The organism is Enterococcus sp. JNUCC 77 (genome assembly GCF_054819945.1).
Genome location: NZ_JBTHIG010000001.1, coordinates 1,505,652 through 1,530,791, shown reverse-complemented (window position 1 = coordinate 1,530,791; position 25,140 = coordinate 1,505,652). Strand labels below are relative to the sequence as shown.

The 25,140-nt window shown below is 34.9% G+C and carries 21 protein-coding genes; 18 read left to right on the top strand and 3 right to left on the bottom strand.

Annotated features, from left to right (window positions below):
• The 3 genes from hemC (at window position 1) to ACVWNY_RS07490 (ending at window position 2,100) form a co-directional block, all read left to right on the top strand.
• Window positions 1-879, top strand: a complete 879-nt coding sequence (hemC, locus tag ACVWNY_RS07500) for a hydroxymethylbilane synthase (protein WP_218325098.1) — start codon at window positions 1-3, stop codon at window positions 877-879.
• Entirely contained in the window at window positions 876-1,520 is a 645-nt protein-coding gene (locus ACVWNY_RS07495; protein WP_218325099.1) for a uroporphyrinogen-III synthase, read from the top strand. Before hemC ends, ACVWNY_RS07495 begins: the two co-directional genes overlap by 4 nt.
• A 346-nt stretch (window positions 1,521-1,866) precedes the next feature.
• A complete protein-coding gene (locus ACVWNY_RS07490; protein WP_218325100.1) occupies window positions 1,867-2,100 on the top strand; it encodes an InlB B-repeat-containing protein in 234 nt (77 codons plus the stop codon).
• A gap of 682 nt (window positions 2,101-2,782) precedes the next feature.
• Here the strand turns inward: ACVWNY_RS07490 and ACVWNY_RS07485 are convergent.
• Together ACVWNY_RS07485 and ACVWNY_RS07480 are read right to left on the bottom strand one after the other, a co-directional pair.
• Window positions 2,783-4,381, bottom strand: a complete 1,599-nt coding sequence (locus tag ACVWNY_RS07485) for a glycosyltransferase family 2 protein (protein ID WP_454071208.1) — start codon at window positions 4,379-4,381, stop codon at window positions 2,783-2,785.
• On the bottom strand, window positions 4,344-4,505 hold the full coding sequence (locus ACVWNY_RS07480) for a hypothetical protein (protein WP_218325102.1): 162 nt from the start codon (window positions 4,503-4,505) through the stop codon (window positions 4,344-4,346). Before ACVWNY_RS07480 ends, ACVWNY_RS07485 begins: the two co-directional genes overlap by 38 nt.
• Window positions 4,506-5,492: 987 nt before the next feature.
• On the opposite strand from ACVWNY_RS07480, the gene ylqF reads away from it, so the two are divergent.
• The 11 genes from ylqF (at window position 5,493) to ACVWNY_RS07425 (ending at window position 16,744) form a co-directional block, all read left to right on the top strand.
• Entirely contained in the window at window positions 5,493-6,341 is an 849-nt protein-coding gene (gene ylqF / locus ACVWNY_RS07475; RefSeq protein ID WP_454071207.1) for a ribosome biogenesis GTPase YlqF, read from the top strand.
• Complete coding sequence (rnhB, locus tag ACVWNY_RS07470; protein WP_218325104.1) at window positions 6,341-7,105, top strand: ribonuclease HII; 765 nt, start codon at window positions 6,341-6,343, stop codon at window positions 7,103-7,105. Before ylqF ends, rnhB begins: the two co-directional genes overlap by 1 nt.
• Window positions 7,106-7,163: 58 nt before the next feature.
• Window positions 7,164-8,021, top strand: coding sequence for a DNA-processing protein DprA (gene dprA, locus ACVWNY_RS07465; RefSeq protein ID WP_218325105.1), 858 nt, complete (start codon window positions 7,164-7,166; stop codon window positions 8,019-8,021).
• A 109-nt stretch (window positions 8,022-8,130) separates the two neighbouring features.
• Window positions 8,131-10,209 carry a type I DNA topoisomerase gene (gene topA / locus ACVWNY_RS07460; protein ID WP_454071206.1) on the top strand — a complete coding sequence of 693 codons (2,079 nt, stop codon included), beginning with the start codon at window positions 8,131-8,133 and terminating at the stop codon, window positions 10,207-10,209.
• An 18-nt stretch (window positions 10,210-10,227) separates the two neighbouring features.
• Window positions 10,228-11,523, top strand: coding sequence for an FADH(2)-oxidizing methylenetetrahydrofolate--tRNA-(uracil(54)-C(5))-methyltransferase TrmFO (gene trmFO / locus ACVWNY_RS07455; protein ID WP_218325107.1), 1,296 nt, complete (start codon window positions 10,228-10,230; stop codon window positions 11,521-11,523).
• Window positions 11,524-11,687: 164 nt separating this feature from the next.
• Window positions 11,688-12,587: a tyrosine recombinase XerC gene (gene xerC / locus ACVWNY_RS07450; protein WP_218325108.1), complete on the top strand. Its 900-nt coding sequence runs from the start codon at window positions 11,688-11,690 to the stop codon at window positions 12,585-12,587.
• A 17-nt stretch (window positions 12,588-12,604) separates the two neighbouring features.
• The gene (gene hslV, locus ACVWNY_RS07445; RefSeq protein WP_218325109.1) at window positions 12,605-13,150 is read left to right on the top strand and encodes an ATP-dependent protease subunit HslV; all 546 of its coding nucleotides are present in this window, start codon (window positions 12,605-12,607) and stop codon (window positions 13,148-13,150) included.
• Window positions 13,151-13,162: 12 nt separating this feature from the next.
• Window positions 13,163-14,563 (top strand): ATP-dependent protease ATPase subunit HslU, encoded by a 1,401-nt coding sequence (hslU, locus tag ACVWNY_RS07440; protein WP_218325110.1) that lies wholly within the window; start codon window positions 13,163-13,165, stop codon window positions 14,561-14,563.
• A gap of 19 nt (window positions 14,564-14,582) precedes the next feature.
• The gene (gene codY, locus ACVWNY_RS07435) at window positions 14,583-15,371 is read left to right on the top strand and encodes a GTP-sensing pleiotropic transcriptional regulator CodY (protein WP_218325111.1); all 789 of its coding nucleotides are present in this window, start codon (window positions 14,583-14,585) and stop codon (window positions 15,369-15,371) included.
• Between the two features lie 16 nt (window positions 15,372-15,387).
• Window positions 15,388-16,257 carry an aldose 1-epimerase family protein gene (locus ACVWNY_RS07430; protein ID WP_218325112.1) on the top strand — a complete coding sequence of 290 codons (870 nt, stop codon included), beginning with the start codon at window positions 15,388-15,390 and terminating at the stop codon, window positions 16,255-16,257.
• Between the two features lie 10 nt (window positions 16,258-16,267).
• On the top strand, window positions 16,268-16,744 hold the full coding sequence (locus ACVWNY_RS07425; RefSeq protein WP_218325113.1) for a GNAT family N-acetyltransferase: 477 nt from the start codon (window positions 16,268-16,270) through the stop codon (window positions 16,742-16,744).
• Between the two features lie 25 nt (window positions 16,745-16,769).
• On the opposite strand, the gene plsY is transcribed toward ACVWNY_RS07425, so the two are convergent.
• Complete coding sequence (gene plsY, locus ACVWNY_RS07420) at window positions 16,770-17,399, bottom strand: glycerol-3-phosphate 1-O-acyltransferase PlsY (protein ID WP_218325114.1); 630 nt, start codon at window positions 17,397-17,399, stop codon at window positions 16,770-16,772.
• A 105-nt stretch (window positions 17,400-17,504) separates the two neighbouring features.
• Here plsY and ACVWNY_RS07415 point away from each other — a divergent pair, with 105 nt between their 5' ends.
• The 4 genes from ACVWNY_RS07415 (at window position 17,505) to pflB (ending at window position 25,124) form a co-directional block, all read left to right on the top strand.
• On the top strand, window positions 17,505-17,927 hold the full coding sequence (locus tag ACVWNY_RS07415; RefSeq protein ID WP_218325115.1) for a CoA-binding protein: 423 nt from the start codon (window positions 17,505-17,507) through the stop codon (window positions 17,925-17,927).
• Between the two features lie 124 nt (window positions 17,928-18,051).
• A complete protein-coding gene (gene parE / locus ACVWNY_RS07410) occupies window positions 18,052-20,094 on the top strand; it encodes a DNA topoisomerase IV subunit B (protein WP_218325116.1) in 2,043 nt (680 codons plus the stop codon).
• Between the two features lie 47 nt (window positions 20,095-20,141).
• Entirely contained in the window at window positions 20,142-22,550 is a 2,409-nt protein-coding gene (gene parC, locus ACVWNY_RS07405) for a DNA topoisomerase IV subunit A (protein WP_425514601.1), read from the top strand.
• 282 nt (window positions 22,551-22,832) lie between these two features.
• Window positions 22,833-25,124 (top strand): formate C-acetyltransferase, encoded by a 2,292-nt coding sequence (gene pflB, locus ACVWNY_RS07400; RefSeq protein WP_454071205.1) that lies wholly within the window; start codon window positions 22,833-22,835, stop codon window positions 25,122-25,124.
• Window positions 25,125-25,140 lie beyond the last annotated feature (16 nt).

Sequence of the window (25,140 nt, the reverse complement as noted above, 5' to 3'; positions counted from 1 at the left end):
ATGAAAAAATTAAGAGTAGGCACACGAAAAAGTCCTTTGGCTATGAGACAAACCCAAATTGTGATCGATTTACTAAAAGCAGTCGCACCTGAAATTGAATGTGAGGTTGTTGGTTTATCAACTAAAGGTGATCGTTTACAAAAAGCAGATCTCACAAAAATTGGTGGTAAAGGTGTCTTTGTTAAAGAAGTTGAATATCAACTTCAGCAGGGGTTAATCGATTTTGCTGTCCATAGTTTAAAAGATATGCCTGCAAAATTGCCATCGGATTTATTATTAGCGGCAACTCCTCAAAGAGCTCTTGCTTTAGATTGTTTGATTTTAAAAGAAGAGGTGGATTTGAATCGACCTTTAACTATTGGAACTAGCAGTATTAGACGTGCAAAACAATTAGCTAATCAATTTCCACAGATGCGCTTCGTACCTATTCGTGGAAAAATTGAAACTCGCCTGAAAAAAATGGTAACGGAAAACTTGGATGGCACAGTGTTGGCTTGCGCAGGTTTAGAACGAATGAATTATTTTGATATTCTTGATGAGTATCAAATATTAGCTCCAGAGATTTGTGTGCCTGCTGTTGGTCAGGGTATTTTAGGAATAGAATGTTGTAAAAATGATAATGAGTTATGTCAATTATTATCTAAAATCAATCACTTAGAAACCTATCAGGCGGCACTGGCTGAACGATATTTACTAGAACAAATGGATGGAAATTGTGATGTGCCGATTGGTGCTTATGCTAAAAAGCTTGCAGATGGAGAATGGTGTTTTTATGGCTTTTTAGCAGAAAACCGTGAATCTGATGGTGAAAAAGTTGTCTTAACAGGGAGTGATCCGTTATCACTAGCAAAAAAAGCCATGAAAAAACTATCTTATTGACACGTGGAAAAGGATTAAATCACCCAGATCGTATTTTTTTTGAAAATCTAGGTTATCAAACATTAGTCGCTCCATTAAGTGTGATAAAGATTCTTCCATTATCAGTTGAAGCAATCAATGAATTAGAGAAAAGTCAGTGGGTTTTTTTCACGAGTCAAGCTCCAGTGAAAACAATTTTATCTGTTGCGCCAAAAGATATAAAAATTGCAGCTATTGGGAAAAAAACTGCAAGCGAAGTTAAAAAATATGGTTATAATCCTGATTTTGTTAGTCCTATAGAAACAAAAAAAGCTATGTTAACAAGTTGGAAAAAATTATATCCTGAACGTACAAGTATTTTTTATCCCAAAAGCCAACTAGCAGACAAGTTTTTGGAAAACTTTTTAAAAACAGACAATGTTTATTCATATGTTGCATACGAGAATGATTTTACTCACGAGGATCAAAATTTTTTAAAAAAGTTACTAATGGAACATTCTATAAGTGCTGTTTATCTGACAAGCCCATCTGCATGGCAACGATTTTATTATGTAAATTCAGACTTCGAAGATTTAGAATTCATTGTGATTGGCGAAACAACTAAGGAAGCTATTTTGGCGGATTTTCCTAAAGCATGTATTAATTTAAAAAATGACTTTTAAAAGTTAGATGACCATTCTAACTTTTGAAAGTCATTTTTTTATATCATAAATTGAAGTTCGTTCTTTCAGTCATTATTTAACGCAAAAATATATTAAAATAATTAATTAATATTTGGATAAGTATTTTTTTGTAGTTTCATTGTTTTTTATTTGCAAAATTTTTTAAAAAAATATTCTAAATATTTTCCAAATAAATTTAAAATATTTAAATTGATTTAAATATAAAAAATATGTGGAAACATCATTATTTTTAATATTAGTATATTTAAAAAGTGATTAATAAATTCTTGTATAGACTATATATTTGAGTGAAAATGATAATTAATCTAGTGATTTCTTTACTTAATTGTATCTTGGAATTTTTGATAAAAATGCTGCAGATGCTACTGAAACCATGAATAACCAAACAGTCTCCTACGATAAAGATACAAATCTAAATATGAATCAGCATAAACCATCAGGCGACTTTTTTACTGGTTGGACTACTAATTCAGATGGTTCAGGCGATACCTATGAAGATAAAGTTAGCATGAAAAATTTGGCAGAAGTAGATGAAAGTATCACGTTATATGCTCAATAGTTTTGTTTTTTATCATTTGATTTGAATCAGATGATTTAATGGGAAAATACTCATTTAAATTTTTTGAAATTACTAAAGAAGAGTTACTTCAATTAGTAATTTATCAAATGTAAATTAGACTTTAGGGTCTGACTTTATGTATTATTGTATGGTAAAGATAATACTTTATTTAGATATATTGTTTATGTTTGTAATGGGGGAAGTTACTATGAAATGAACCGAGCGAGGCGCATCATAATCAAAATGTATATTCTAATTATGATATTATATTATGATTTGAAAAAAATTAATAATGTGTGAATTTATCTGTAGAGGCTTCCACAGCGATATTTTTGCTTATAACGGTTTAACAGTTTCAAATTGTTGAACTGACTGTGTTGAAAAAAAGCCCTCATTTAAAAGAGGACTTGAAATCTTAAAAAACGTAGTTATATTAATTCATTATTTAATTCTGGCAGAAGTTTATAAATCGAAAAGAAATAGTATGATCCAATTGTCTTTATAAGATGGTGCCTCAAACCCACTATTAAGAGATGTACATTTTTAAATATCTCTAACTTATTCGAGTAGCGATAAATTAAATATGATTTCTCTAGTTTCTGAATTTTTTTAAAATCTCTTTGAATATGTTCAGTGGAAGATTCTTTAAAAAGTAAAAATTCAAAGAATTATCATTTTAAGATTATTCAATCATTTCTTCATTATTTATTAGGTCTGTAACTTTTCCTTCATCATTTTTATTTTTGTCACTTTTTTTGCATAAAGAAGTTAGATAGATGCCTGATAGGCTAGGCAGCACAATTAAAATGATTGGCAATAGACTTTTAGTAAACCACACGGACAAGATCACTAACCCAAAAGAAAATATGATTTCTTGGATGTTACCTTTTATGGTTTCTAATAATGAATATTGCTGATTTTCTTTTGGCGTTACAATGAATTTCGGTTTAATCCCAATCCATGCTTTGGTCGCTCCATAAAAACTGATCCAATATAATGAACCATAAAGAAGAAAGGCAGAAAATAAGTATCCAAGGCTTTTTAGAATTGGATAACGGCCTAATAAATAGACCATGTCATTAATAGTTGGCGCATACAAGAATATAATTGTCGGTGTCATTAACCATAGCGGATACCCTGCGCTCACACCCAATACTGGCAGGAGAATTAAATTGTTAATCAAAAATAAAAAGAAAACTGTAGACATTGGTAAACTAAATGTGAATAGAACAACATCTAACTTTTCAAACCAGCGTAAATTTTTGCTAAACATTAATTTTTTTGCATAGTTACTAATAAATTCTAAATTTCCGCCTGTCCATTTCAGATGCCTTTTTTTAAAAGCGAAGTAGTCTACAGGGTACTCTTCTTCACATACAATATAAGTTGAGAAAGCTGTAAAATAGCCTTTAATTTTTGCTTCTATAGAAAAGCATAAATCTTCTGCAACAAGATGTGGAAACTGTCCCACTGCTTTAAAGCATTCTCTAGAAATCATTGCTCCATGTCCCAAAAATGACATAAATCCATATCTTTCTTTCATTGCTTGATAAGTTGGCCAATGTGCATCTACTCCTACAGAAAAACGTTCCATGAATTTCGTTTTGTTCCTTGTTGATATGTGATTAGCTTGTAATAGTCCTATTTCTGGATAATAGGAAAAGTAATGTAAGGATTTAGTAATAAAATCTTCTGGAATGATTTCATCGCTATCTAAAATAACAAAAAAATCATAATCATCTCGATCCACTAGATAATTATTCAGATTACCAGCCTTGTATCCTTCACGATCCTCTCTTCTTACAACTTCAATTGAATGGAGTTGAGCAAAAGTATCAATTCGTTCTTTGTATTGATCTTCGCTGGAATCATCAAGGATGACTGTTTTATAATTTGAATATTGTTGATTCATAGAAGTAGTTAAACTGTCTTCTATAAAATCATTGCAAGTACAGTAAAGCAACAGAACACGAGTATCCTTGTATTGAGGTAGTACATCTGTTTCTAATACCTTCAGTTCTTGTTTTTGCAATTTTCTATATTTAAACTGATAAAAGAAAATATAAACAATATCTTTCGTTCCATTTAACCAAAAATATAAGATGAAAACAGTATTTACCATTAAAAGAATAATGGTCCAGATAGATACATTCATGGCTTTGTTCTGAATAATTGTTGTAATGAAAGTAATTAAACCGAAAGCACTTAAAATTCCCCATGCAATCAATATCCATATATATAGACTACAGTTCTTTTTTATTGTGTTTTTTTCCTTTTCCAATTTGTCCAATTCCTTTCAACGATAAAACAGACACTGCTACAATTAATAATCCTAATAAAATCGGATTTTTCATTAAATATAGAGAGTGTAGATCATTCTCAAATAGTGTTACTAAAAAGTCCAATCCTCCTCCTCCTTTGCGAGCATGTTTCAATAGCAATTTTTATAATTGCATATTTTTTAAACATAAAGTGCTTTTTGAATCCGTTTACATAGTTTTTTTATTTAGAAAAACAAATTTTTATCTATATATAAAGTATAGTTTTTCTAGAAATATTGAAGTAAAAATACTTTTTTTTAGAAATAAAAAACCTTGTCAGGATATGAAACATTTCCAATGAAAAAAAGCACTCTTTTTTCTTCAATATTAAATGTACTGGCCTTTTTGTAGCCTAATATATTGTTTATTATGAAAAAAACCATCTATAAAATAAAAAAATTGATAAAATTTTTTAGAAATCAAATGATACAAAGGAACCATTTCATTTAAAAATTGTACATGCCATCATCGAACCTATGTTTTTGCTATATGTTGCAGCAGCATCGATTTATTTCTTTTTAGTGGAGTCACTAGACGGGTTAATTATGTTGATATTTGTTAGGTTAATTATTTCTATTGAAGTGGTCTAGGAATGGAAGACTGTGGCAAGCCGCTTCAGAAGATTACTGGCGGACAGACTATGTATACGCAGGAATGCTTGTTACAGTCGGAAGTTTAGTAGTTATGGTTGATAAAAATAGCTAAAGTTATTTTGGTAGCTTCTTTTTACTATTCCTCTGAAGGATGAATTGAGAATTAAACTATTTAGATGTGTAACTTTTATAAGAATTTAGAAAATTGTGAAAAGATGCAGATCGGTTGTGTCATTTTTTTATTAAAATAACCGTGTTCAAAAAATTGCATATTTTGTAAAAAAAAATAAAAACTGATAGTTGTTTTTTTAGGGGGAAATATAAACACCTGAGCAATTTTGAAAAAGAAAGTAGTTTTAATACTATTTAAATAATTTAAGTGGATTGTTTTGTATTATTCAAAGAAAAACATCCATTTAATTATGGTACAATCAGAGGTGTCTATCTAAGATTTAAGGTATTAGGAGGAAGTATTTATATGGCTATACAATGGTTTCCAGGACACATGGCGAAGGCTCGGCGTGAAGTTCAGGAAAAATTAAAATATGTAGATATCGTTTTTGAGTTGGTAGATGCTCGGCTACCAAAATCATCCCGTAACCCGATGCTGGATCAAATTATTCAACAAAAACCACGGATTATATTATTAAACAAAGCAGATTTAGCGGACCCTGTCCAAACCCAAAAGTGGCAAAACTATTTTAACAATCTTGGCTATGAAACATTGGCTTTGACTGCGAAAAATGATAAAAGTGTCAAACAAATTGTGCCAGCTGCTAAAAAGGTTTTGGCTGAAAAAAGAGCACGGGATAAAGAAAAGGGTCTAAAAGAACGAGCTATTCGAGCAATTGTTTTAGGCATTCCAAATGTGGGGAAATCAACATTACTTAATCACTTAGCTGGGAAAAAAGTTGCCACGACAGGTAACAAGCCAGGTGTAACAAAAGGTCAGCAATGGTTGCGTTTTAATTCACAATTAGAATTATTGGATACACCAGGAATTTTGTGGCCAAAATTCGAAGATCCAGAGGTGGGTAAAAAGCTGGCTTTGACTGGTGCGATTAAGGATGATTTATTACAATTGGATGATTTAGCCATTTACGAGTTGGAAATTCTTAGTCGTTTTTATCCAGAAATTTTGATGGAACGGTATCAATTATCTGAAGATGATTTGTTTCAACCAGCAGCGGAAATATTAATGGAAATCACCAAAAAACGCGGTTTTAAAGATGATTATGAACGTGGTAGTGAGTTGTTAATCAATGAATTACGTCAAGGACGTTTAGGACGATTCACACTTGATCGTTATGAGGAGAAGGTAGATTAATGGGGAAGCTGTCAATTCAGGAAATAAAACAAATTCTATTAACAATTACAGCAGATAATGACCCACAATTAATGATCTTTCGTGAGGATTCCAGAAAAGGTGTTCAGCAAGCAATTATTCAGTGGGAAAATCAACAGTTAAAAAAAATTGCTTTAAAAAAACAATATCAAGAAATGTCGCAATTTGAAAAAGAGAAAAAAGCGGCCGGTTTTACCGCAATTTGTGGCATTGATGAAGTCGGTCGAGGGCCATTAGCGGGACCTGTGGTTGCAGCGGCAGTTATTTTAAATGAAGACCATCAAATTCTTGGTTTAAATGATTCTAAACAATTATCTATAACAAAAAGAGAAAGTTTAGTTAAAGAAATTAAGAAAAATGCTCGCGCAATTGGAATTGGGGAAGCAACGGCTGAGGAAATCGATCAAATAAATATTTATGAAGCCACAAAAGTTGCGATGCAAAGAGCAATTGATCAGTTGGAAATCTCCCCAGACTGCTTGTTAATTGATGCCATGGTATTACCAAACGGCTTACCTCAAGAAAAAATTATCAAAGGAGATGCCCGTTCGGTGTCGATCGCGGCTGCCAGCATTATTGCCAAAGTTTATCGCGATGAGTGGATGACAAATTATGGTAAAGATTATCCGGCGTACGGTTTTGACAAAAATGCTGGTTATGGCACAAAACAACATATGGCTGCTATTGAGAGTCAAGGAATATTATCGATTCATCGTAAAACTTTCGCACCGATTAAAGATAAATAAAGCAAAACCTCTCTTTTAAACTACCTTATTAATAAATGGTAGAAAAGAGGGGATTTTTTTGGAAGAAAGAGATTTTTTGTTGCGGTTAAGCTTGACAAAAGGGATAGGCATCGTTAGTAAAACCAAAATTTACAATTTTGCTAAAACAAATCATTTTTGGAATCTGACGGCTAATGAAATTGGCTTAATTACCAAATGCCGTCAGCCGAATAATTGGCACGATTTGACTATGGATCATTTAGCTGAAATAAAACGAACGCATCAATACATTACTTACTGCGATGAAATATATCCTGAAGAATTACGTCAAATTCCTCAGCCTCCACTTGTTATTTTTTATAAAGGGAATATTGATCTTATTTCCAGAAGTAAAATTGCAGTTGTTGGTGCGAGAAATGCCTCTAATTATGGTTTTGACGTTTGTAAAAAATTGGTTGGAGATTTGGTGAAGCACCAATTTGTGATTGTTAGTGGTTTAGCTAAGGGAATCGATTCGTATGCCCATCAGTTTGCCATCAGTTATTTTGGAAAAACAATTGCTGTAATTGGTACAGGCTTAGATATTTGTTATCCTAAAGAGTCAGCAAACTTACAAATTGAGATGGCTAAAAATCATTTAATCTTAAGCGAGTATCCTAATGGCACGTCTCCACAAAAATTTCATTTTCCAATGCGGAATCGAATCATTGCTGCTTTGGCAAGTGGTGTGTTAGTTGTAGAAGCAAAAGTTCGTAGCGGGTCACTAATTACGGCTCAAGTTGCTTTGGAGTATGGTAAGGAAGTTTTTGCTGTACCCGGAAGCATTATTGATGGTCGTTCCAGTGGTTGCCATCAACTAATTCAAGATGGTGCAGTCTGTGTGGAGAACGTGCAGAATATTATAGATTCTTACCAATTATTGAAAAAAATTTACTAGCGCTTACTTGACAAATAAATTCTGAATGGCTAATATAGGCTACGATTTGAAAAAAGCTTCAAAAAAGTAGATATATAATAGAAGAAAAAATTTAAGGAGGCAAAAAACTTTGGCCTATAAGAATTTAGTCATTGTGGAATCGCCAGCAAAAGCAAAAACAATTGAAAAGTATTTAGGGAGAAATTATAAAGTTGTAGCAAGTGTCGGACACGTTCGCGATCTACCGAAAAGCAAAATGGGGATTGATGTTGAAAACAATTATGAACCTCATTATATCAACATTCGTGGAAAAGGCGATGTGATTAAGGGCTTGAAACAGGCAGCCAAAAAAGCGCAAAATGTCTATCTCGCAAGTGACCCGGACCGTGAAGGTGAAGCGATAGCTTGGCATTTGGCATATATTTTGAAATTAGATTTGGAAGATAAAAATCGAGTGGTTTTTAACGAAATTACAAAAGATGCAGTAAAAGCTGCCTTCAAAGAACCTCGGACAATTGATGTTTCACTAGTCGATGCCCAACAAGCCCGTCGTGCATTGGATCGTTTAGTAGGTTATAGCATTTCACCTATTTTATGGAAAAAAGTCAAAAAAGGTTTAAGTGCGGGTCGAGTCCAATCGATTGCCTTAAAAATTATTATTGATCGCGAGAAAGAAATTCGTGATTTTAAACCAGAAGAATATTGGAGTATTGACGGTAATTTTAAAAAGAAAACCAAAAAATTTAAAGCTAATTTCTGGGGAGTCGATGGTAAAAAGAAAAAATTACCAAACTCTGAGGCTGTAAAAGAAGTTATCAATCGAATTGATGGTAAAGATTATGATGTCACCAAAGTTGAAAAGAAAGAGCGTAAACGAAATGCGCCAAATCCATTTACCACAAGTAGTTTACAACAAGAGTCTGCTCGTAAAATAAATTTCCGTACTAGGAAGACCATGATGGTAGCACAACAATTGTACGAAGGAATTACTTTAGGGAAACAGGGAACAGTCGGATTAATCACTTATATGCGTACAGATTCCACTCGGATTTCTGATACGACTAAGACTGAAGCAGCGACTTACATTGAAGAAACTTATGGTAAAGAATATTCGCAACACCATGCCCGTAAAACAAAAAATCCACAAGGTTCACAGGATGCCCATGAGGCAATTCGCCCTACCAGTGTCACTCGTACACCAGAAGTAATGAAACAATACTTAGATAAAGATCAGTTAAAACTTTATACATTAATCTGGTCACGTTTTGTTGCCAGTCAAATGACACCAGCTGTTTTTGATACAGTTCGCGCAACTTTGGAACAAAATGGTGTGACTTTTGTAGCAAATGGCTCGAGAGTGAAATTTAAAGGTTATATGATTGTGTATATAGAAGGTCGCGATGATGGCAAAGAAGATAAAGACAATATTTTGCCAGATTTAGCTGAAGGCGATAAAGTGCAATCTATCGATATCGAACCAAAACAACATTTTACTCAACCACCAGCTCGTTATAGTGAAGCAACTCTAATAAAAACTTTAGAAGAAAATGGCGTGGGACGTCCATCAACCTATGCACCAACTTTAGAAACAATTCAACGACGTTACTATGTAAAATTAAATCAAAAACGCTTTGAGCCGACAGAACTAGGCGAGATTGTTAATTCATTGATTGTGGAATTCTTCCCACAAATTGTCGATGTTAACTTTACAGCTTCGATGGAAAATGACTTGGATAAAGTCGAAGAAGGCAAAGAAGAATGGATTAAAGTCGTAGATAAATTCTACCGACCATTTGCTGAAGAGTTAGAAAAAGCTGAAGAAAATATGGAAAAAATCCAAATTAAGGATGAGCCAGCAGGTTTTGACTGCGACGTTTGTGGTAATCCGATGGTGATTAAACTTGGAAGATACGGAAAATTCTATGCATGTAGTAACTTTCCAGATTGTCGTAATACCAAACCAATCATTAAAGAAATTGGTGTGGAGTGTCCTGTCTGTCATGAAGGTCAAGTTGTGGAAAGAAAGTCTAAGAAAAATCGTTTATTCTATGGTTGTTCTCGTTATCCAGATTGTGATTTTACTTCGTGGGATAAACCAATTGGCCGTAATTGTCCGAAGGATGGCGGCTACTTAGTTGAGAAAAAAGTTAAAGGTGGCAAACAAGTAGTCTGTGTGAACGGTGATTATGAAGAAGCACCGCAAAAATAATTTGAAGTGAGGAACAAGATGAAACCTGTGAATGTAATTGGTGCGGGATTGGCTGGTAGTGAAGCCGCATGGCAGATCGCCGAAGCAGGCGTCCTGGTGAATTTATATGAAATGCGCCCAGTTAAATCAACACCCGCTCATAAAACAGAAAAATTCGCTGAATTAGTTTGTAGTAATTCTTTACGAGGAAACAGTTTAGCAAATGCGGTAGGAGTTTTAAAAGAAGAAATGCGCCGCTTAAATTCTGTCGTCATATCTTCAGCTGATGAAACAGCGGTACCAGCTGGTGGCGCCTTGGCAGTTGACCGTGAAGGCTTCTCAGAATTGATTACAAAAAAAGTTAAAAATCATCCCTTAGTGACTGTCATTAATGAAGAAGTGAATGATTTACCAGAAGGAATTACCATAATTGCAACGGGTCCTTTGACTTCTGAAACATTGGCTGAGAAAATTGCTGAATATAATGGTTCCCACGGATTTTATTTTTATGACGCTGCGGCTCCAATTTTAGATGGTTCAACGATTGATCGAGAAAAAGTTTATTTGAAATCACGCTATGACAAAGGTGAGGCAGCTTATTTAAACTGTCCAATGAATAAAGAAGAATTTGATGCTTTTCGAGAGGCACTTATTGAAGCAGAAGTAGCTGAGCAAAAAGAATTTGAAAAAGAAAAGTATTTCGAAGGCTGTATGCCGATTGAAGTAATGGCTAATCGTGGAGAAAAAACGATGCTTTTTGGTCCCATGAAACCAGTTGGACTAGAAGATCCTAAAACTGGTAAACGTCCCTACGCAGTTATTCAATTACGTCAGGATAATGCGGCAGCGTCAATGTACAATATCGTAGGTTTTCAAACTCATTTAAAATGGGGCGAACAAAAAAGAGTCTTTCGAATGATTCCCGGTTTGGAAAATGCAGAGTTTTTACGGTACGGTGTTATGCATCGTAATAGTTTTATGAATTCACCAGAATTATTAAAACCCACATATCAAAGCAAAAAACGTGCTGATTTATTTTTCGCCGGACAAATGACTGGTGTAGAAGGTTATGTTGAAAGTGCGGGCAGTGGCTTAGTCGCTGGAATTAACGCAGCAAAATTAGCCAAGGGTGAAGAGTTGATTGAATTTCCACCAGAAACTGCGATTGGCTCAATGGCATATTATATTACTCATGCAGAAGGAAAACACTTCCAACCAATGAATGCCAACTTCGGTTTATTTCCAAGTTTGCCAGAACGAATCAAAGATAAAAAACTGCGCTATGAAACGTTAGCCAATCGTGCATTAGTAGCATTAGCCGAAACAAAAATTTAATAAAAGTAAAAGATGAAGTTCATATTGACTTCATCTTTTTTTGTTATCTTAAAAAACCTAAACAGGAAATTGTAAGGTAATTCGTGAAAACTCAATAAATTCTGACAATTTAATTGTATTTATCGATTGGCTGTGCTAAATTTACATATATCTGAGGTGATTAAATGGAGAACCAAAAATTAATTTCAGAATTTTTAAGTTATTTGATTAATCAAAGAGGTTATTCACCTGAAACGGAAAAAGGCTATGGGAATGATTTAGTTGATTTTTTAGAATTCTTAACAGAGTCTGGTGAAGCTAATTTACTAAAAGTGCAACATTTAGATGTTCGAATTTACCTTTCCTATTTAAACGATCTCAAGTATAGTCGCAATACGATTAGCCGTAAAATTGCTAGCTTAAGATCATTTTACCAGTATCTTTTACGTCTAGAGATGATAGAGGAAAACCCATTTTCTTATGTCCATTTAAAAAAGAAAAATGCTAAGTTGCCACGTTTCTTTTTTGAAAAAGAAATACAAGTATTATTTGATAGCGTATCTGGTGATAAACCATTGGATCAAAGAAATCGGGCATTATTAGAAATATTATACGGTGCTGGTTTGCGAGTGAGTGAATGCGCTAACTTAACCTTGTCAGTAGTAGATTTTGATAATAGTGTCTTATTGATTCACGGAAAAGGTGGTAAAGATCGTTATGTGCCACTGGGATCTTATGCAGCGGATGCTTTAAAAGAATATTTAAATGATGGCCGACAAAAAATCATGGCACATTTTCAACAAAGCCATGATTTTGTATTCATTAACCATCGAGGTGTTCAGATTACGCCAACTGGAATTGAATATGTCTTAAAACAAATTATAAAAAAGAGTAGTTTAGCTAGTGACATTCATCCACATATGCTGCGACATACTTTTGCCACGCATTTACTAAATAATGGGGCCGATTTAAGAACGGTGCAGGAACTATTGGGTCATAGTAATCTATCTTCCACTCAAATTTACACACATGTAACAAAGGAAAGTTTACAAAAAAATTATCGCTCATTTCATCCAAGAGCATAAACTAGGAGGAAACAGGAATGTCAGAATCACAATTTCATTCAACAACTATATGTGCCGTTGAAAAAGACGGCAAATTGGCGATGGCTGGAGACGGTCAAGTAACCATGGGACAACAAATCATGATGAAGGGAACCGCTAGAAAAGTTCGCCGCATCTATAATGGAGAAGTGGTAGTCGGATTTGCAGGCAGTGTGGCAGATGCCTTTACCCTTGAAGAAAAATTTGAAGGCAAATTAAATGAATACAATGGCAATTTACAAAGAGCAGCCGTTGAGTTAGCCCAAGAGTGGCGCACTCAACAAGCAATGAAAAACTTAGAAGCTTTGTTAATTGTTATGAATAAAGAAGAAATGCTATTAGTATCAGGAAATGGTGAAGTAATTGCACCAGATGACGGTATTCTAGCCATCGGTTCAGGAGGAAACTATGCTTTAGCTGCTGCTCGAGCAATGAAAAAACATAATCCTGAAATGAGTGCTAAAGAAGTTGCTGAGAGTGCTTTAAATATTGCGGCAGATATTTGTGTCTTCACTAATCATAATATCATTGTCGAAGAAATGTAAAGGAGTTAAAAAATGAGTGAAATGAATAAAACCCCAAAAGAAATAGTCGCTGAATTAGATCAATATATTATCGGTCAAAATGACGCTAAGAGATCAGTTGCCATTGCATTACGGAATCGTTATCGACGAATGCAATTAGAAGAAAGTATGCAGCAAGAAGTAACGCCAAAAAATATTTTAATGATTGGTCCAACTGGTGTTGGGAAAACTGAAATTGCTCGTCGATTGGCTCGAATTGTTAAAGCACCTTTTGTCAAAGTCGAAGCTACAAAATTTACCGAAGTTGGTTATGTTGGTCGTGATGTTGAGTCGATGGTGCGGGATTTAGTCGAAAATGCAATTACAATAGTTGAAAAAGAACAGTATTCTCGTGTATATAGCCAAGCCTTAAAAAAAGCTAATAAACGATTAGTGAAAGTTTTAGTTCCTGGAATCAAAAAAGAACAAAATAACCAAAATAATAATCCTTATCAACAAATGATGAATATGTTTAATCAGGCACAAACCAATGAACCTAAAGAAGAAATCACAGAAGAAATAAAAGTGAATCGTTCAACAATCTTAGAACAATTAGAAAAGGGTGCTTTAGATAGCCGCGAAGTGACTATTGAAATCGAAGAGCCGAAAAAAAATGCTCCCCAAATGAATAATGCGATGGAACAAATGGGTATTGATCTTAATGATGCATTAGGCGCGCTAAGTCCTAGTAAAAAGATCCAACGAACAGTCACTGTTAAAGAGGCGCAAGAATTATTAGTCAGAGAAGAGCAAGCAAAACTTGTTAACGAGGCGGATATTTCTACTGCAGCAATTCGATTGGCTGAAAGTTCAGGCATTATTTTCATTGATGAAATCGATAAGATTACTTCAAAATCCCAACAAAATTCAGGAGAAGTTTCGCGAGAAGGTGTTCAAAGAGATATCTTGCCAATCGTGGAAGGCTCACAAGTAAATACAAAATATGGTGCCATTCAAACTGACCATGTGCTATTTATTGCTAGTGGTGCATTTTCTTTATCTAAACCAAGTGATTTGATTCCTGAATTACAAGGTCGCTTCCCAATTCGGGTAGAATTATCTGATCTAACGGCGGAAGATTTTGTTCGTATTTTAACTGAACCGAACAATGCATTAATCAGCCAGTATGTTGCTTTAATCGGAACAGAAAATGTTAATGTGATTTTTACTCAAGAAGCTATCAAAAAAATTGCCGAAATTGCGTACAATGTCAATCGTGAAACGGACAATATCGGGGCTCGACGTCTTCATACTATTTTAGAGAAATTACTAGAAGATTTATTATACGAAGCACCAGATATGCAAATGGGGGAAATCCGCATTACGGAAGCCTATGTGGATGAAAAATTAGCTAGCATTGCTGAAAACAAAGATTTAAGTCGCTATATATTATAAAAAAGGGGTTGTTAAAAATATGGTCTCATTGCTAGAAAAAACTCGTCAAATCAATAAATTGATGCAACAAAAAAACGCTTTTGAACCACAAGCTGAAATGCCTTACAATAACATGGCTCGAATTTTAGGAGATGTGTTAGAAGCTTTGACGTATATTATCGGTTCTGATGGAAAATTATTAGGTTACAATGAAAAGATTGATATTAATACTGATCGGGTAAAGTCATTTATTGTTGATCGGCAATTTCCAGAAATATATGTATCGAATATGGAAAACGTTGAAAAAACGGAAGCCAATATTTCAGTGGAAAATCCTTTAACCGCTTTTCCAACCGAACGATCTGAATATTATCCTAATGGTTTGACAACAGTGATTCCGATTTTCGGTTCTGGAGAGCGTTTAGGAACAATTGTTGTAGCTAGAACAGATGAAGCTTTTGGTGACGATGATTTAGTCCTAGCAGAATATGGTGCAACTGTTGTCGGTATGGAAATTTTGTACCAACAATTCTTAAATGTTGAAGAAAATGTTCGTTCACAAACAGCTGTCCAAATGGCCATTAACACTCTTTCATATAGTGAATTAAAGGCTGTAAAAGCGATATTTGCAGCTCTCGAAGGTGATGAAGGAAGATTAACTGCTTCTAATATTGCTGATGAAATTGGGATTACTCGTTCAGTGATTGTAAATGCTTTACGAAAGTTAGAATCGGCTGGTATTATTGATTCACGATCTTTAGGAATGAAAGGCACATACTTAAAGGTGTTGAACCCGCTCTTTAAAGAAGAGCTGGCCCGTCACCGCTAAACGAGGGGGCTTGCAAATGTCAGTAACAATTAAGAATGAATATTTGACTGCAATAATTAATGAAAAAGGGGCAGAATTAACCAGTCTTTCTGCGAATCAAATTGAGTATATTTGGCAGGCTGACCCAAATTATTGGGGACGTCACGCACCAATTCTATTTCCTTTTGTGGGTCGTTTGAAGAACGACCAATATACTTATCAAGGGGAAAATTATCCAATGGGTCAACATGGTTTTGCCCGTGATAAAAAATTTGAATTGTTAGAGCAAACTGCTGAAAAAGCTACATTTATTTTGAAGAGTGATGCTGAAACAAAAAAGATCTATCCTTTTGATTTTGTTTTGATTGTTAGTTATGAGGTTTGGGGAGAGGGGCTCCGGATACGTTTTGAAGTCCAAAATCCTAGTTCAGGCGAATTAATTTTCGCTTTGGGTGGACATCCAGCGTTTAACATTCCTTTAGAAGAAAACTTAACATTTGATGACTATTTTATTGCTTTTTCACCGCAAAAAAGTCGGATAAAGATTCCTTTGGAGGGACCGTTTGCTAATTTAGATCAAAAAACTTTAGGTCAAACCAACACCAATATTCAATTGAGTCATGACTTATTTAAAGAAGATGCGTTAATTTATGAAACTCGTGGACTTAATTCATATACTGTTGGTTCAGAAGATTCAAAACATAACGTTACAGTGACTTATAATAATATTCCTTACGTTGGCTTTTGGTCTCCAATGCCAAAAGAAGCACCCTTTTTATGTATTGAACCTTGGTGGGGATTTGCGGATACAGTTAATAGCACTGGCAAATTGGAGGACAAAGCAGGTATGCAGCATTTGCCAGCAAACGAGACATTTAAAACCGAATTTTCAATTACTATTCATTGAGGTGAAACGAATGGAAATTATTAAGTATGATAAAAAATACCAGCAGCAGTTAACCGATTTGATTGTAGGTATTCAAACAGATGAATTTGAGGTAAATATTACGTTAGCAGATCAGCCAGATTTGGCTAATATTCCTGATTTTTATCAAAAAGATGGTGGAAATTTTTGGCTAGCTATCGACCAAGGTCAGGTGGTAGGGACAATTGCTTTGATCCGTTTGAAGGATGGCAATAGTGCTTTAAGAAAAATGTTTGTTAATAAAAAATACCGTGGCAAAGCTCAAGTTGGTCAGAAATTATTGGATGTGTTGTTGGATTATTGTAAAACCGAAGACATTCACTATGTATATTTAGGAACTATTGATATTTTCAAGGCGGCTTTGGGATTTTACAAGAAAAATCAGTTTGTCGCTTTACCATTGACTGATTTTCCAAAGGACTATCCGGTTGTTGCGGTTGATAATGTATTTTTAATGAGAGAAATTTAAAAAAACCAGCTCGTCGCCTAAGCGATTAGCTGGATTTTTTGTGTAAACCAAAGGATATTCGGCTTTCTGTACCATTTTTTATTCGAATGATGTTTTCTCGATGACGATAAATAATGTAGCAAGTTAGTGCAAAACAAATAATAGTTAATAACCAGTTAAAGTTAGGTAGAATTCCTGTATGTGTCAAGGGTAAAATAATTGTCGATAATGTTACAAAGATCGCTGCAATGATACTAGTAGCGCTCACCATACTGGTAATGTACAAAATAATGATAAAAAAGATTAGCGAATACAAGAAAAACTGGGGACTGTAACCTAATAACATGCCACCACTTGTTGCAACTGCTTTTCCACCTTTAAATCCAGCAAAGATTGGTAAAGTATGGCCGATGACAGCAACTAAACCGAACCAAAGTGGATTAATCTCTAAATGGAAAATCATTGGTAGGCAAGTTGCTAAAGTTCCCTTTAATAAATCCATCAAAAAAACAATTGCACCGGCTTTTTTACCTAAAACACGGAAGGTGTTGGTAGTGCCGGTATTTTTACTACCAAAATCACGGATATCTTTTTTAAAGAAAATTTTGCCGATCCAGACACCTGATGGAATCGAACCTAAAAAATAAGCTACTGCCAAAAGCATAGCTGTTTCCATATAAATCCTCATTTCTATCAATAATATGTTCATTTTAGCAGATTTCAAATATGTGAACAAATCAATTTCACATGTTATACTATAAAAAAAGAAAGAGGTGGACTGATGGCGTTTGAAAATCCTAGTCAAGAAAAGATTTTCGATTATCTGAATGATGCTAAAGTTATTGCGGTTGTAGGCTTAAGTGATAATCCAACTAAAACAAGCTATGCCATTGCGGATCTTTTGAAAAAATTTAATTATACATTATACGGTGTGAATCCGAAACTTGCTGGTCAGACAGTGAATGAGATTCCTGTTGTCGCAACCTTAGCTGAAGTTCCTGAGTCGATTGATATTGTTGATATTTTCCGTCGTAGTGAGTTTCTACCACAAGTAGCCGAAGATTTTATCAAAACAGATGCAAAAGTATTTTGGGCTCAATTAGGTTTACAAAGCGAAGAAGCTTATGAAATTTTGAAAGAAGCCGGAAAAAAAGATGTCGTGATGAATCGGTGTATCAAGATCGAATTAGGTAAAAGAGGATAAACTTTTATTTGTAATCATGACAAAAAATTGATAAAATGCCTCTCGGGTACTAAGGGAGGCTTTTTTTTTGGCCAAATTTAGCGTATCATACAAGAGATGTATTTTTTAGATAGGAGCTGTAGGATTGGCTAAGAAGATAAATAATGAATATAATGATGCTTCTATTCAAGTGTTAGAAGGATTGGAAGCAGTTAGAAAACGTCCAGGAATGTATATCGGTTCGACTGACAGCCGTGGTTTACATCATTTGGTTTATGAAATCGTTGATAATGCAGTTGATGAAGCATTATCTGGTTTCGGTAGTGACATTGAAGTAACTTTACACCCTGATAATAGTGTGGAAGTTAGCGATAAAGGTCGTGGGATGCCAGTTGGGATGCATGCTTCAGGAATTCCCACGGTAGAAGTAATTTTTACTATTTTACATGCCGGCGGAAAATTTGGTCAGGGCGGCTACAAAACGTCTGGTGGATTACATGGTGTTGGTGCCAGTGTGGTAAACGCTCTATCAAGTTGGCTGACAGTAAATATTGTTCGTGATGGTGTTGAGTATCAACAAGAATTTAAAAATGGTGGTAAACCACAAGGCACTCTGAAAAAAATTGGCAAAACTAAAAAACCAAACGGTACAATGGTTCATTTTATGCCAGATGATACAATTTTTAGCACAGTTAAATTTTCTTTTGATACTTTAGCTGAACGATTGCGAGAATCGGCTTTCTTATTACGTGGTGTCAAAATTACTTTAAATGATTTACGGGGAGAAGAAAAAAATTCCGAAGTCTATCATTTTGAAGAAGGTATCAAGGAATTTGTAGCTTATTTAAATGAAGACAAAGATACTCTAACACCGGTTACTTATTTTTCTGGAGAAAAAGAAGGAATCGAAGTTGAGTTTTCTTATCAATATAATGATGGCTACTCAGAAAATATCTTATCTTTTGTTAATAACGTCCGCACAAAAGATGGTGGTACCCATGAAGCAGGGATGAAGACATCGATTACAAAGGCATTCAACGAGTATGCTCGTAAAACTGGGTTACTGAAAGAAAAAGATAAGAATTTAGAAGGTACAGATTTCCGTGAAGGTTTGGCGGCAGTATTATCAGTTCGCATTCCTGAAAACCTATTACAATTTGAGGGCCAAACCAAAGAAAAACTCGGAACGCCAGCTGCTAGAGGAGCGGTTGATAGTGTGATTAGTGAACAGCTAGGCTACTATCTACAAGAAAATAGCGAAAATAGTCAGATGTTGGTCCGCAAGGCTGTCAAAGCCCGAGAAGCTCGTGAGGCTGCTCGTAAAGCGCGAGAAGAAAGCCGTAATGGCAAAAAACGTAAAAAAGGTGAGTCACTACTTTCTGGTAAATTGACTCCGGCTCAATCCCGGAATGCAAAACGTAATGAACTATTTTTAGTCGAAGGAGATTCTGCTGGTGGTTCAGCTAAGCAAGGACGCGATCGAAAATTCCAAGCAATTTTGCCTTTAAGAGGGAAAGTCATCAATACTGAAAAAGCCAAAATGCAAGATATCTTAAAAAATGAAGAAATCAATACGATGATTTATACAATTGGTGCTGGCGTTGGTCCAGAATTTAGTATTGAAGACTGCAATTACGATAAAGTGATAATCATGACCGATGCGGATACCGATGGTGCCCATATCCAAGTCTTATTACTGACTTTCTTTTATCGTTATATGAAACCATTGATTGAAGCTGGGAAAATTTATATAGCTTTACCACCATTGTATAAAGTTTCAAAAGGTAGCGGTAAAAAACAAGTAGTGGAATATGTTTGGACTGACGATGAATTACAATCAGCGATTGAAACAGTTGGCAAAGGTTATATGTTACAGCGTTATAAAGGTCTCGGAGAAATGAATGCTGATCAATTATGGGAAACAACCATGGATCCAGAGCATCGTACATTGGTTCGTGTAAGAATAGATGACGCTGCTAAAGCAGAACGAAGAGTCACTACTTTAATGGGGGATAAAGTTGAACCCCGTAGAAAGTGGATTGAAAGCCATGTTCAATTTACCTTGGAAGAAGATGGTAGTTTGTTGGACAGTAAAACAGAAGACGATATTACGGCAACTACCACTGTAGTTAAAGATCCAACTGAAACGGAAATTTATCAAGCAAATTTATTTGATGGGGAGGAATAGCCTTGGAAAATCAACATGCGATTCAAGAATTAACATTAGAAGAAGTCATGGGAGAACGCTTCGGGCGCTATTCTAAATACATTATTCAAGAACGGGCACTGCCGGACATTCGAGACGGTTTAAAACCTGTTCAACGGCGCATCTTGTATGCAATGGATAAAGATGGCAATACTTTTGACAAAGGGTTTCGTAAGTCTGCTAAGTCAGTTGGAAATATCATGGGGAATTATCATCCTCACGGCGACAGTTCAATTTATGAAGCTATGGTCCGAATGAGCCAGGACTGGAAATTACGGGAAGTATTAATTGAGATGCATGGTAATAACGGTTCGATGGATGGAGATCCACCTGCTGCGATGCGGTATACTGAAGCACGTTTATCAAAATTAAGCGGTGAAATGCTGCAAGACATCGAAAAAGAAACAGTCGACTTCGTCTGGAATTTTGATGATACTGAAAAAGAACCGACTGTTTTACCAGCTGCGTATCCTAATTTGTTGGTTAATGGTTCAACAGGGATTTCTGCAGGTTATGCAACTGAAATTCCGACCCATAATTTAGCTGAAGTGATAGATGGTACCATTTATTTGATTGATCATCCTAATGCTGATCTAACTAAAATTATGACTTATATTCCTGGACCAGATTTTCCAACTGGTGCAATTTTACAAGGAAAAGATGAAATCAAAAAGGCCTATGAAACAGGTCGTGGCAAAGTAATCTTACGTTCAAAGACTTCAATTGAACAGTTAAAAGGTGGCAAACAACAAATTGTCATTCATGAAATTCCTTATGAGGTTAATAAAGCTGTGCTAGTGAAAAAAATGGATGAAATCCGTTTAAACAAGAAAATTGATGGTATCGCAGAAGTTCGTGATGAAACAGATCGGACTGGTTTGCAAATTGTTGTGGAATTGAAAAAAGATGTGAATGCAGAAGGTATTCTAAACTACCTATTTAAAAATACTGATTTACAAATCAATTATAATTTCAATATGGTTGCAATTGATAATATGACACCAAAACAAGTTGGCTTGGTTCATGTTTTAAAGAGCTATATTGGTCACCGCCAATCCGTTATTACTAAACGAAGCCAGTATGAATTGACTAAAGCTCGTAAACGTCAGCATATCGTCGAAGGTTTGGTTAAAGCTTTGTCGATTTTAGATGAAGTCATTGCAGCAATTCGCGGAAGTAAAGATAAAAAAGATGCCAAAAATAATTTAGTTGCCCAATTTGATTTTACCGAAGAACAAGCGGAAGCAATTGTGACTTTGCAATTGTATCGTTTAACCAATACGGATATCACACAATTAGAAAAAGAAGCTGAAGAGTTAGCAGCTAAGATCAAAGAATTACAATTAATCTTAAACAGTGATAAAGAACTTTTTAAAATAATGAAACAAGAACTACGTCAAATTAAGAAACAATATGGCAATGACCGTCTGACTAAAATTGAAGAAGAAATTTCTGAAATAAAAATTGAAACTGAAGTTTTAATCACACAAGAAGATGTCATAGTGACCTTAACAAAGGAAGGTTATTTGAAACGTAGTAGTATTCGGTCATATAATGCCTCACAAGTAAATGAACATGGCATGAAAGATGGCGATCAACTAATCTTTATTGATAAATTGAATACCTTGGACCATTTAATGATATTAACCAATCATGGCAATATGATCTATCGACCAATTCATGAAATTACTGATTTAAAATGGAAAGATGTTGGTGAACATATTTCACAAACAATCTCAAATTTATCAATCGATGAAGAAGTGGTAGCAGTATTTCCTTATAAAGAGATTGATGAGAATGCTGTTTTTATCTTTATGACAAGATCAGGCATGATTAAGCAAACGAAGATGTCTGAATTTTCTCCATGGCGTACCTATCGAAGTCGTTCAACCTTAGCAATGAAAATGAAAAACGCTGAAGATAAAGTTGTTTCAGCGATTTTAACCAATCAGAAAAATGACATGGACATCTTTACTGCTACCAACCGAGCTTTTGGATTGCGTTATCCATTAACTGAAGTTCCTTGTTTAGGTGCGAAAGCTGCTGGTGTGAAATCAGTTAACTTGAAAGAGGGCGATTTCATTGTTGGTGGTGCACTAGTCTTTTCTGAAGGGGATTCACCAATTACATTAATTAGTCAACGAGGTGCGGCAAAACGTATCTTGGCTCAAGAACTACCTCAACTTGGTCGTGCTAAACGAGGGTTAATGATTTTCAGAGAATTAAAGAAAAATCCTCATCGATTGGTTTATTTAACGGATCAGTCAATAGGGGAATTAAACATCACTAGTCAAAATGGCACTGAACACTCAATCGCGATTTCTGATATCGTCTTAAGTGATCGTATGTCGAACGGATCATTTGTGATAGATGAAAAAAATGAAGGTCAAGTATATAGTGTTTCATTAGTGAAGGAATTATCTGAAGAAAACAGTTAATCTGTAATACACAGATTGATGAAAACGGCTATCTGTATTAATACAGATAGCCGTTTTTTGTATCACATAATAACTGTTTCAAGAAAATTTGTTAAGAATTTTAAAAAGTAAATATGTTGCAAAAAGCTTGATATCAGCGTTTTGTTAACGATAACAAAAACCTCGGGAAAATATTGTGCAAACTGTTACAAGAAAACCTTGCAAACATTTAAAGATGTGTTATACTCTTTTTGTAGAGCTGTAGCAATTAAATAGTTGGATATTTCTAAGGAGGTCTCTTGAATGGGAACTGCAACAAACGAACTTAAAAAAATGAACAATCTTGAAAAAAGCGCATGGGATGGATTTAAAGGTCACTTATGGAAAACTGAAATTAATACACGTGACTTTATCCAAGCAAATTACACACCTTATGAAGGCGATGCATCTTTCTTAGCTGACCCTACTGACGCAACTGACAAATTATGGGGCAGATTACAACAATTACAAAAACAAGAACGTGAAAATGGCGGCGTATTAGACATGGAAGCTGATGTTGTTTCAGCTGCAAATGCTTATGGTGCTGGTTACATTGATGAAGATTTAAAAGACAAAGAAACAGTTGTTGGTTTACAAACTGACAAACCTTTAAAACGTGCATTTATGCCTTATGGTGGTATTAAAATGGCTGAAGAATCATTGAAAAGCTATGGCTATACTCCTAACCCTAAATATACTGAAATTTTTACAAAATACCATAAAACACATAACCAAGGTGTTTTTGATGTTTATACTCCAGAAATCAGAGCAGCTCGTCGTAATAAAATTATTACTGGCTTACCTGATACTTATGGTCGTGGACGTATCGTTGGTGACTATCGTCGTGTAGCATTATACGGAATTGATTACTTGATGGAACAAAAATTCCATGATCACGAAAATGTAACACATGGTCAATTCTCAGATGAAGATATTCGTCTAAGTGAAGAAATTACTGATCAATACAATGCGTTAAAACGTATGAAAGAAATGGCTGCAGCTTATGGCTACGATATTTCTCGTCCAGCTGAAAATGCTAAAGAAGCGGTTCAATGGACTTACTTTGGTTACTTAGCTGCAATCAAAGAACAAAATGGTGCGGCAATGTCAATTGGCCGAGTTTCAACTTTCTTGGATGTATATATCCAAAGAGATATCGAACGCGGATTAATGAATGAAGATCAAGCACAAGAATTAATTGACCATTTAGTAATGAAATTACGTATGGTGAAATTTGCTCGTATCCCTTCATACAATGAATTATTCTCTGGCGACCCAGTTTGGGCAACATTATCAATTGCTGGTATGGGTATGGACGGACGTACTTTAGTTACTAAAAACGATTTCCGTTTCTTACACACATTGGAAAACATGGGACCATCTCCAGAACCAAACTTGACTGTTCTTTATTCTTCACGTTTACCAGAAGGCTTTAAAGAATATGCAACTAAAGTTTCAATTGATACTTCTTCAATCCAATACGAAAACGATGATGTTATGCGTCCAGTATGGTTAGATGACTATGCAATTTGTTGCTGTGTGTCTGCCACTCAAACTGGTAAAGAAATGCAATTTTTCGGTGCTCGTGCTAACTTAGCAAAAGGTTTATTATATGCTATCAATGGCGGGGTTGATGAAAAATCTAAAACACAAGTAGGACCTGCTTATCAAGCAATCACTTCTGATGATGCTTTAGACTTTGATGAAGTAATGGCTAAATACGATGACATGATGGAATGGTTAGCTGGTATGTATGTAAATACTTTGAACATCATTCACTATATGCATGATCGCTATTTCTACGAAGCAGCTGAACTAGCTTTGATGGATACAAACTTAAAACGTACTTTCGCAACTGGTATCGCTGGATTCTCACACGTAGTAGACTCATTATCAGCAATTAAATACGCTAAAGTATATCCAGTTCGTGATGAAGATGGTATCGTTATTGACTACCGTACTGAAGGAGAATTCCCTAAATATGGTAACGACGATAGCCGTGCAGATGATTTAGCAGTTTGGTTACTTAAAACATTCATGGAAAAATTAGAACATTACAAAACTTACCGTGATTCTGAACCAACTACTTCAATCTTAACAATTACTTCAAACGTTGTTTACGGAAAAGCAACTGGTGCTTTACCTGATGGTCGTGCAGCTGGCGAACCTTTAGCTCCTGGTGCGAACCCATCTTACGGTGCGGAACAACATGGATTATTAGCTTCATTAAATTCATTAACTAAATTGCCTTACGAATATGCTTTAGACGGTATTTCAAATACTCAAAGTATCAATCCTGATGCTTTAGGTCATGATGAAGAAGAACGTATTACTAACTTGACAAGCGTATTAGATGGTTACTTTGACCAAGGCGCTCATCACTTAAACGTGAACGTATTTGGTAAAGAAAAATTAGTTGATGCAATGGAACACCCAGAAAAAGAAGAGTATGCAAACTTCACAATTCGTGTTTCTGGTTATGCTGTTAAATTTATCGACTTAACTCGTGAACAACAAATGGACGTTATTAGCCGGACTTTCCACGCTAAAATGTAATTTGGTTTCACAATAA

What these genes read in the sequence shown, in the direction of transcription:
- hslU (WP_218325110.1), top strand. Translation starts at nt 13,163, where the DNA reads ATGAGTGAAATGAATAAAACCCCAAAAGAAATAGTCGCTGAATTAGAT.
- plsY (WP_218325114.1), bottom strand. Translation starts at nt 17,399, where the DNA reads ATGGAAACAGCTATGCTTTTGGCAGTAGCTTATTTTTTAGGTTCGATT.
- codY (WP_218325111.1), top strand. Translation starts at nt 14,583, where the DNA reads ATGGTCTCATTGCTAGAAAAAACTCGTCAAATCAATAAATTGATGCAA.
- parC (WP_425514601.1), top strand. Translation starts at nt 20,142, where the DNA reads ATGGGAGAACGCTTCGGGCGCTATTCTAAATACATTATTCAAGAACGG.
- hslV (WP_218325109.1), top strand. Translation starts at nt 12,605, where the DNA reads ATGTCAGAATCACAATTTCATTCAACAACTATATGTGCCGTTGAAAAA.
- rnhB (WP_218325104.1), top strand. Translation starts at nt 6,341, where the DNA reads ATGGGGAAGCTGTCAATTCAGGAAATAAAACAAATTCTATTAACAATT.
- ACVWNY_RS07425 (WP_218325113.1), top strand. Translation starts at nt 16,268, where the DNA reads ATGGAAATTATTAAGTATGATAAAAAATACCAGCAGCAGTTAACCGAT.
- ACVWNY_RS07415 (WP_218325115.1), top strand. Translation starts at nt 17,505, where the DNA reads ATGGCGTTTGAAAATCCTAGTCAAGAAAAGATTTTCGATTATCTGAAT.
- ylqF (WP_454071207.1), top strand. Translation starts at nt 5,493, where the DNA reads ATGGCTATACAATGGTTTCCAGGACACATGGCGAAGGCTCGGCGTGAA.
- pflB (WP_454071205.1), top strand. Translation starts at nt 22,833, where the DNA reads ATGGGAACTGCAACAAACGAACTTAAAAAAATGAACAATCTTGAAAAA.
- xerC (WP_218325108.1), top strand. Translation starts at nt 11,688, where the DNA reads ATGGAGAACCAAAAATTAATTTCAGAATTTTTAAGTTATTTGATTAAT.
- hemC (WP_218325098.1), top strand. Translation starts at nt 1, where the DNA reads ATGAAAAAATTAAGAGTAGGCACACGAAAAAGTCCTTTGGCTATGAGA.
- ACVWNY_RS07430 (WP_218325112.1), top strand. Translation starts at nt 15,388, where the DNA reads ATGTCAGTAACAATTAAGAATGAATATTTGACTGCAATAATTAATGAA.
- trmFO (WP_218325107.1), top strand. Translation starts at nt 10,228, where the DNA reads ATGAAACCTGTGAATGTAATTGGTGCGGGATTGGCTGGTAGTGAAGCC.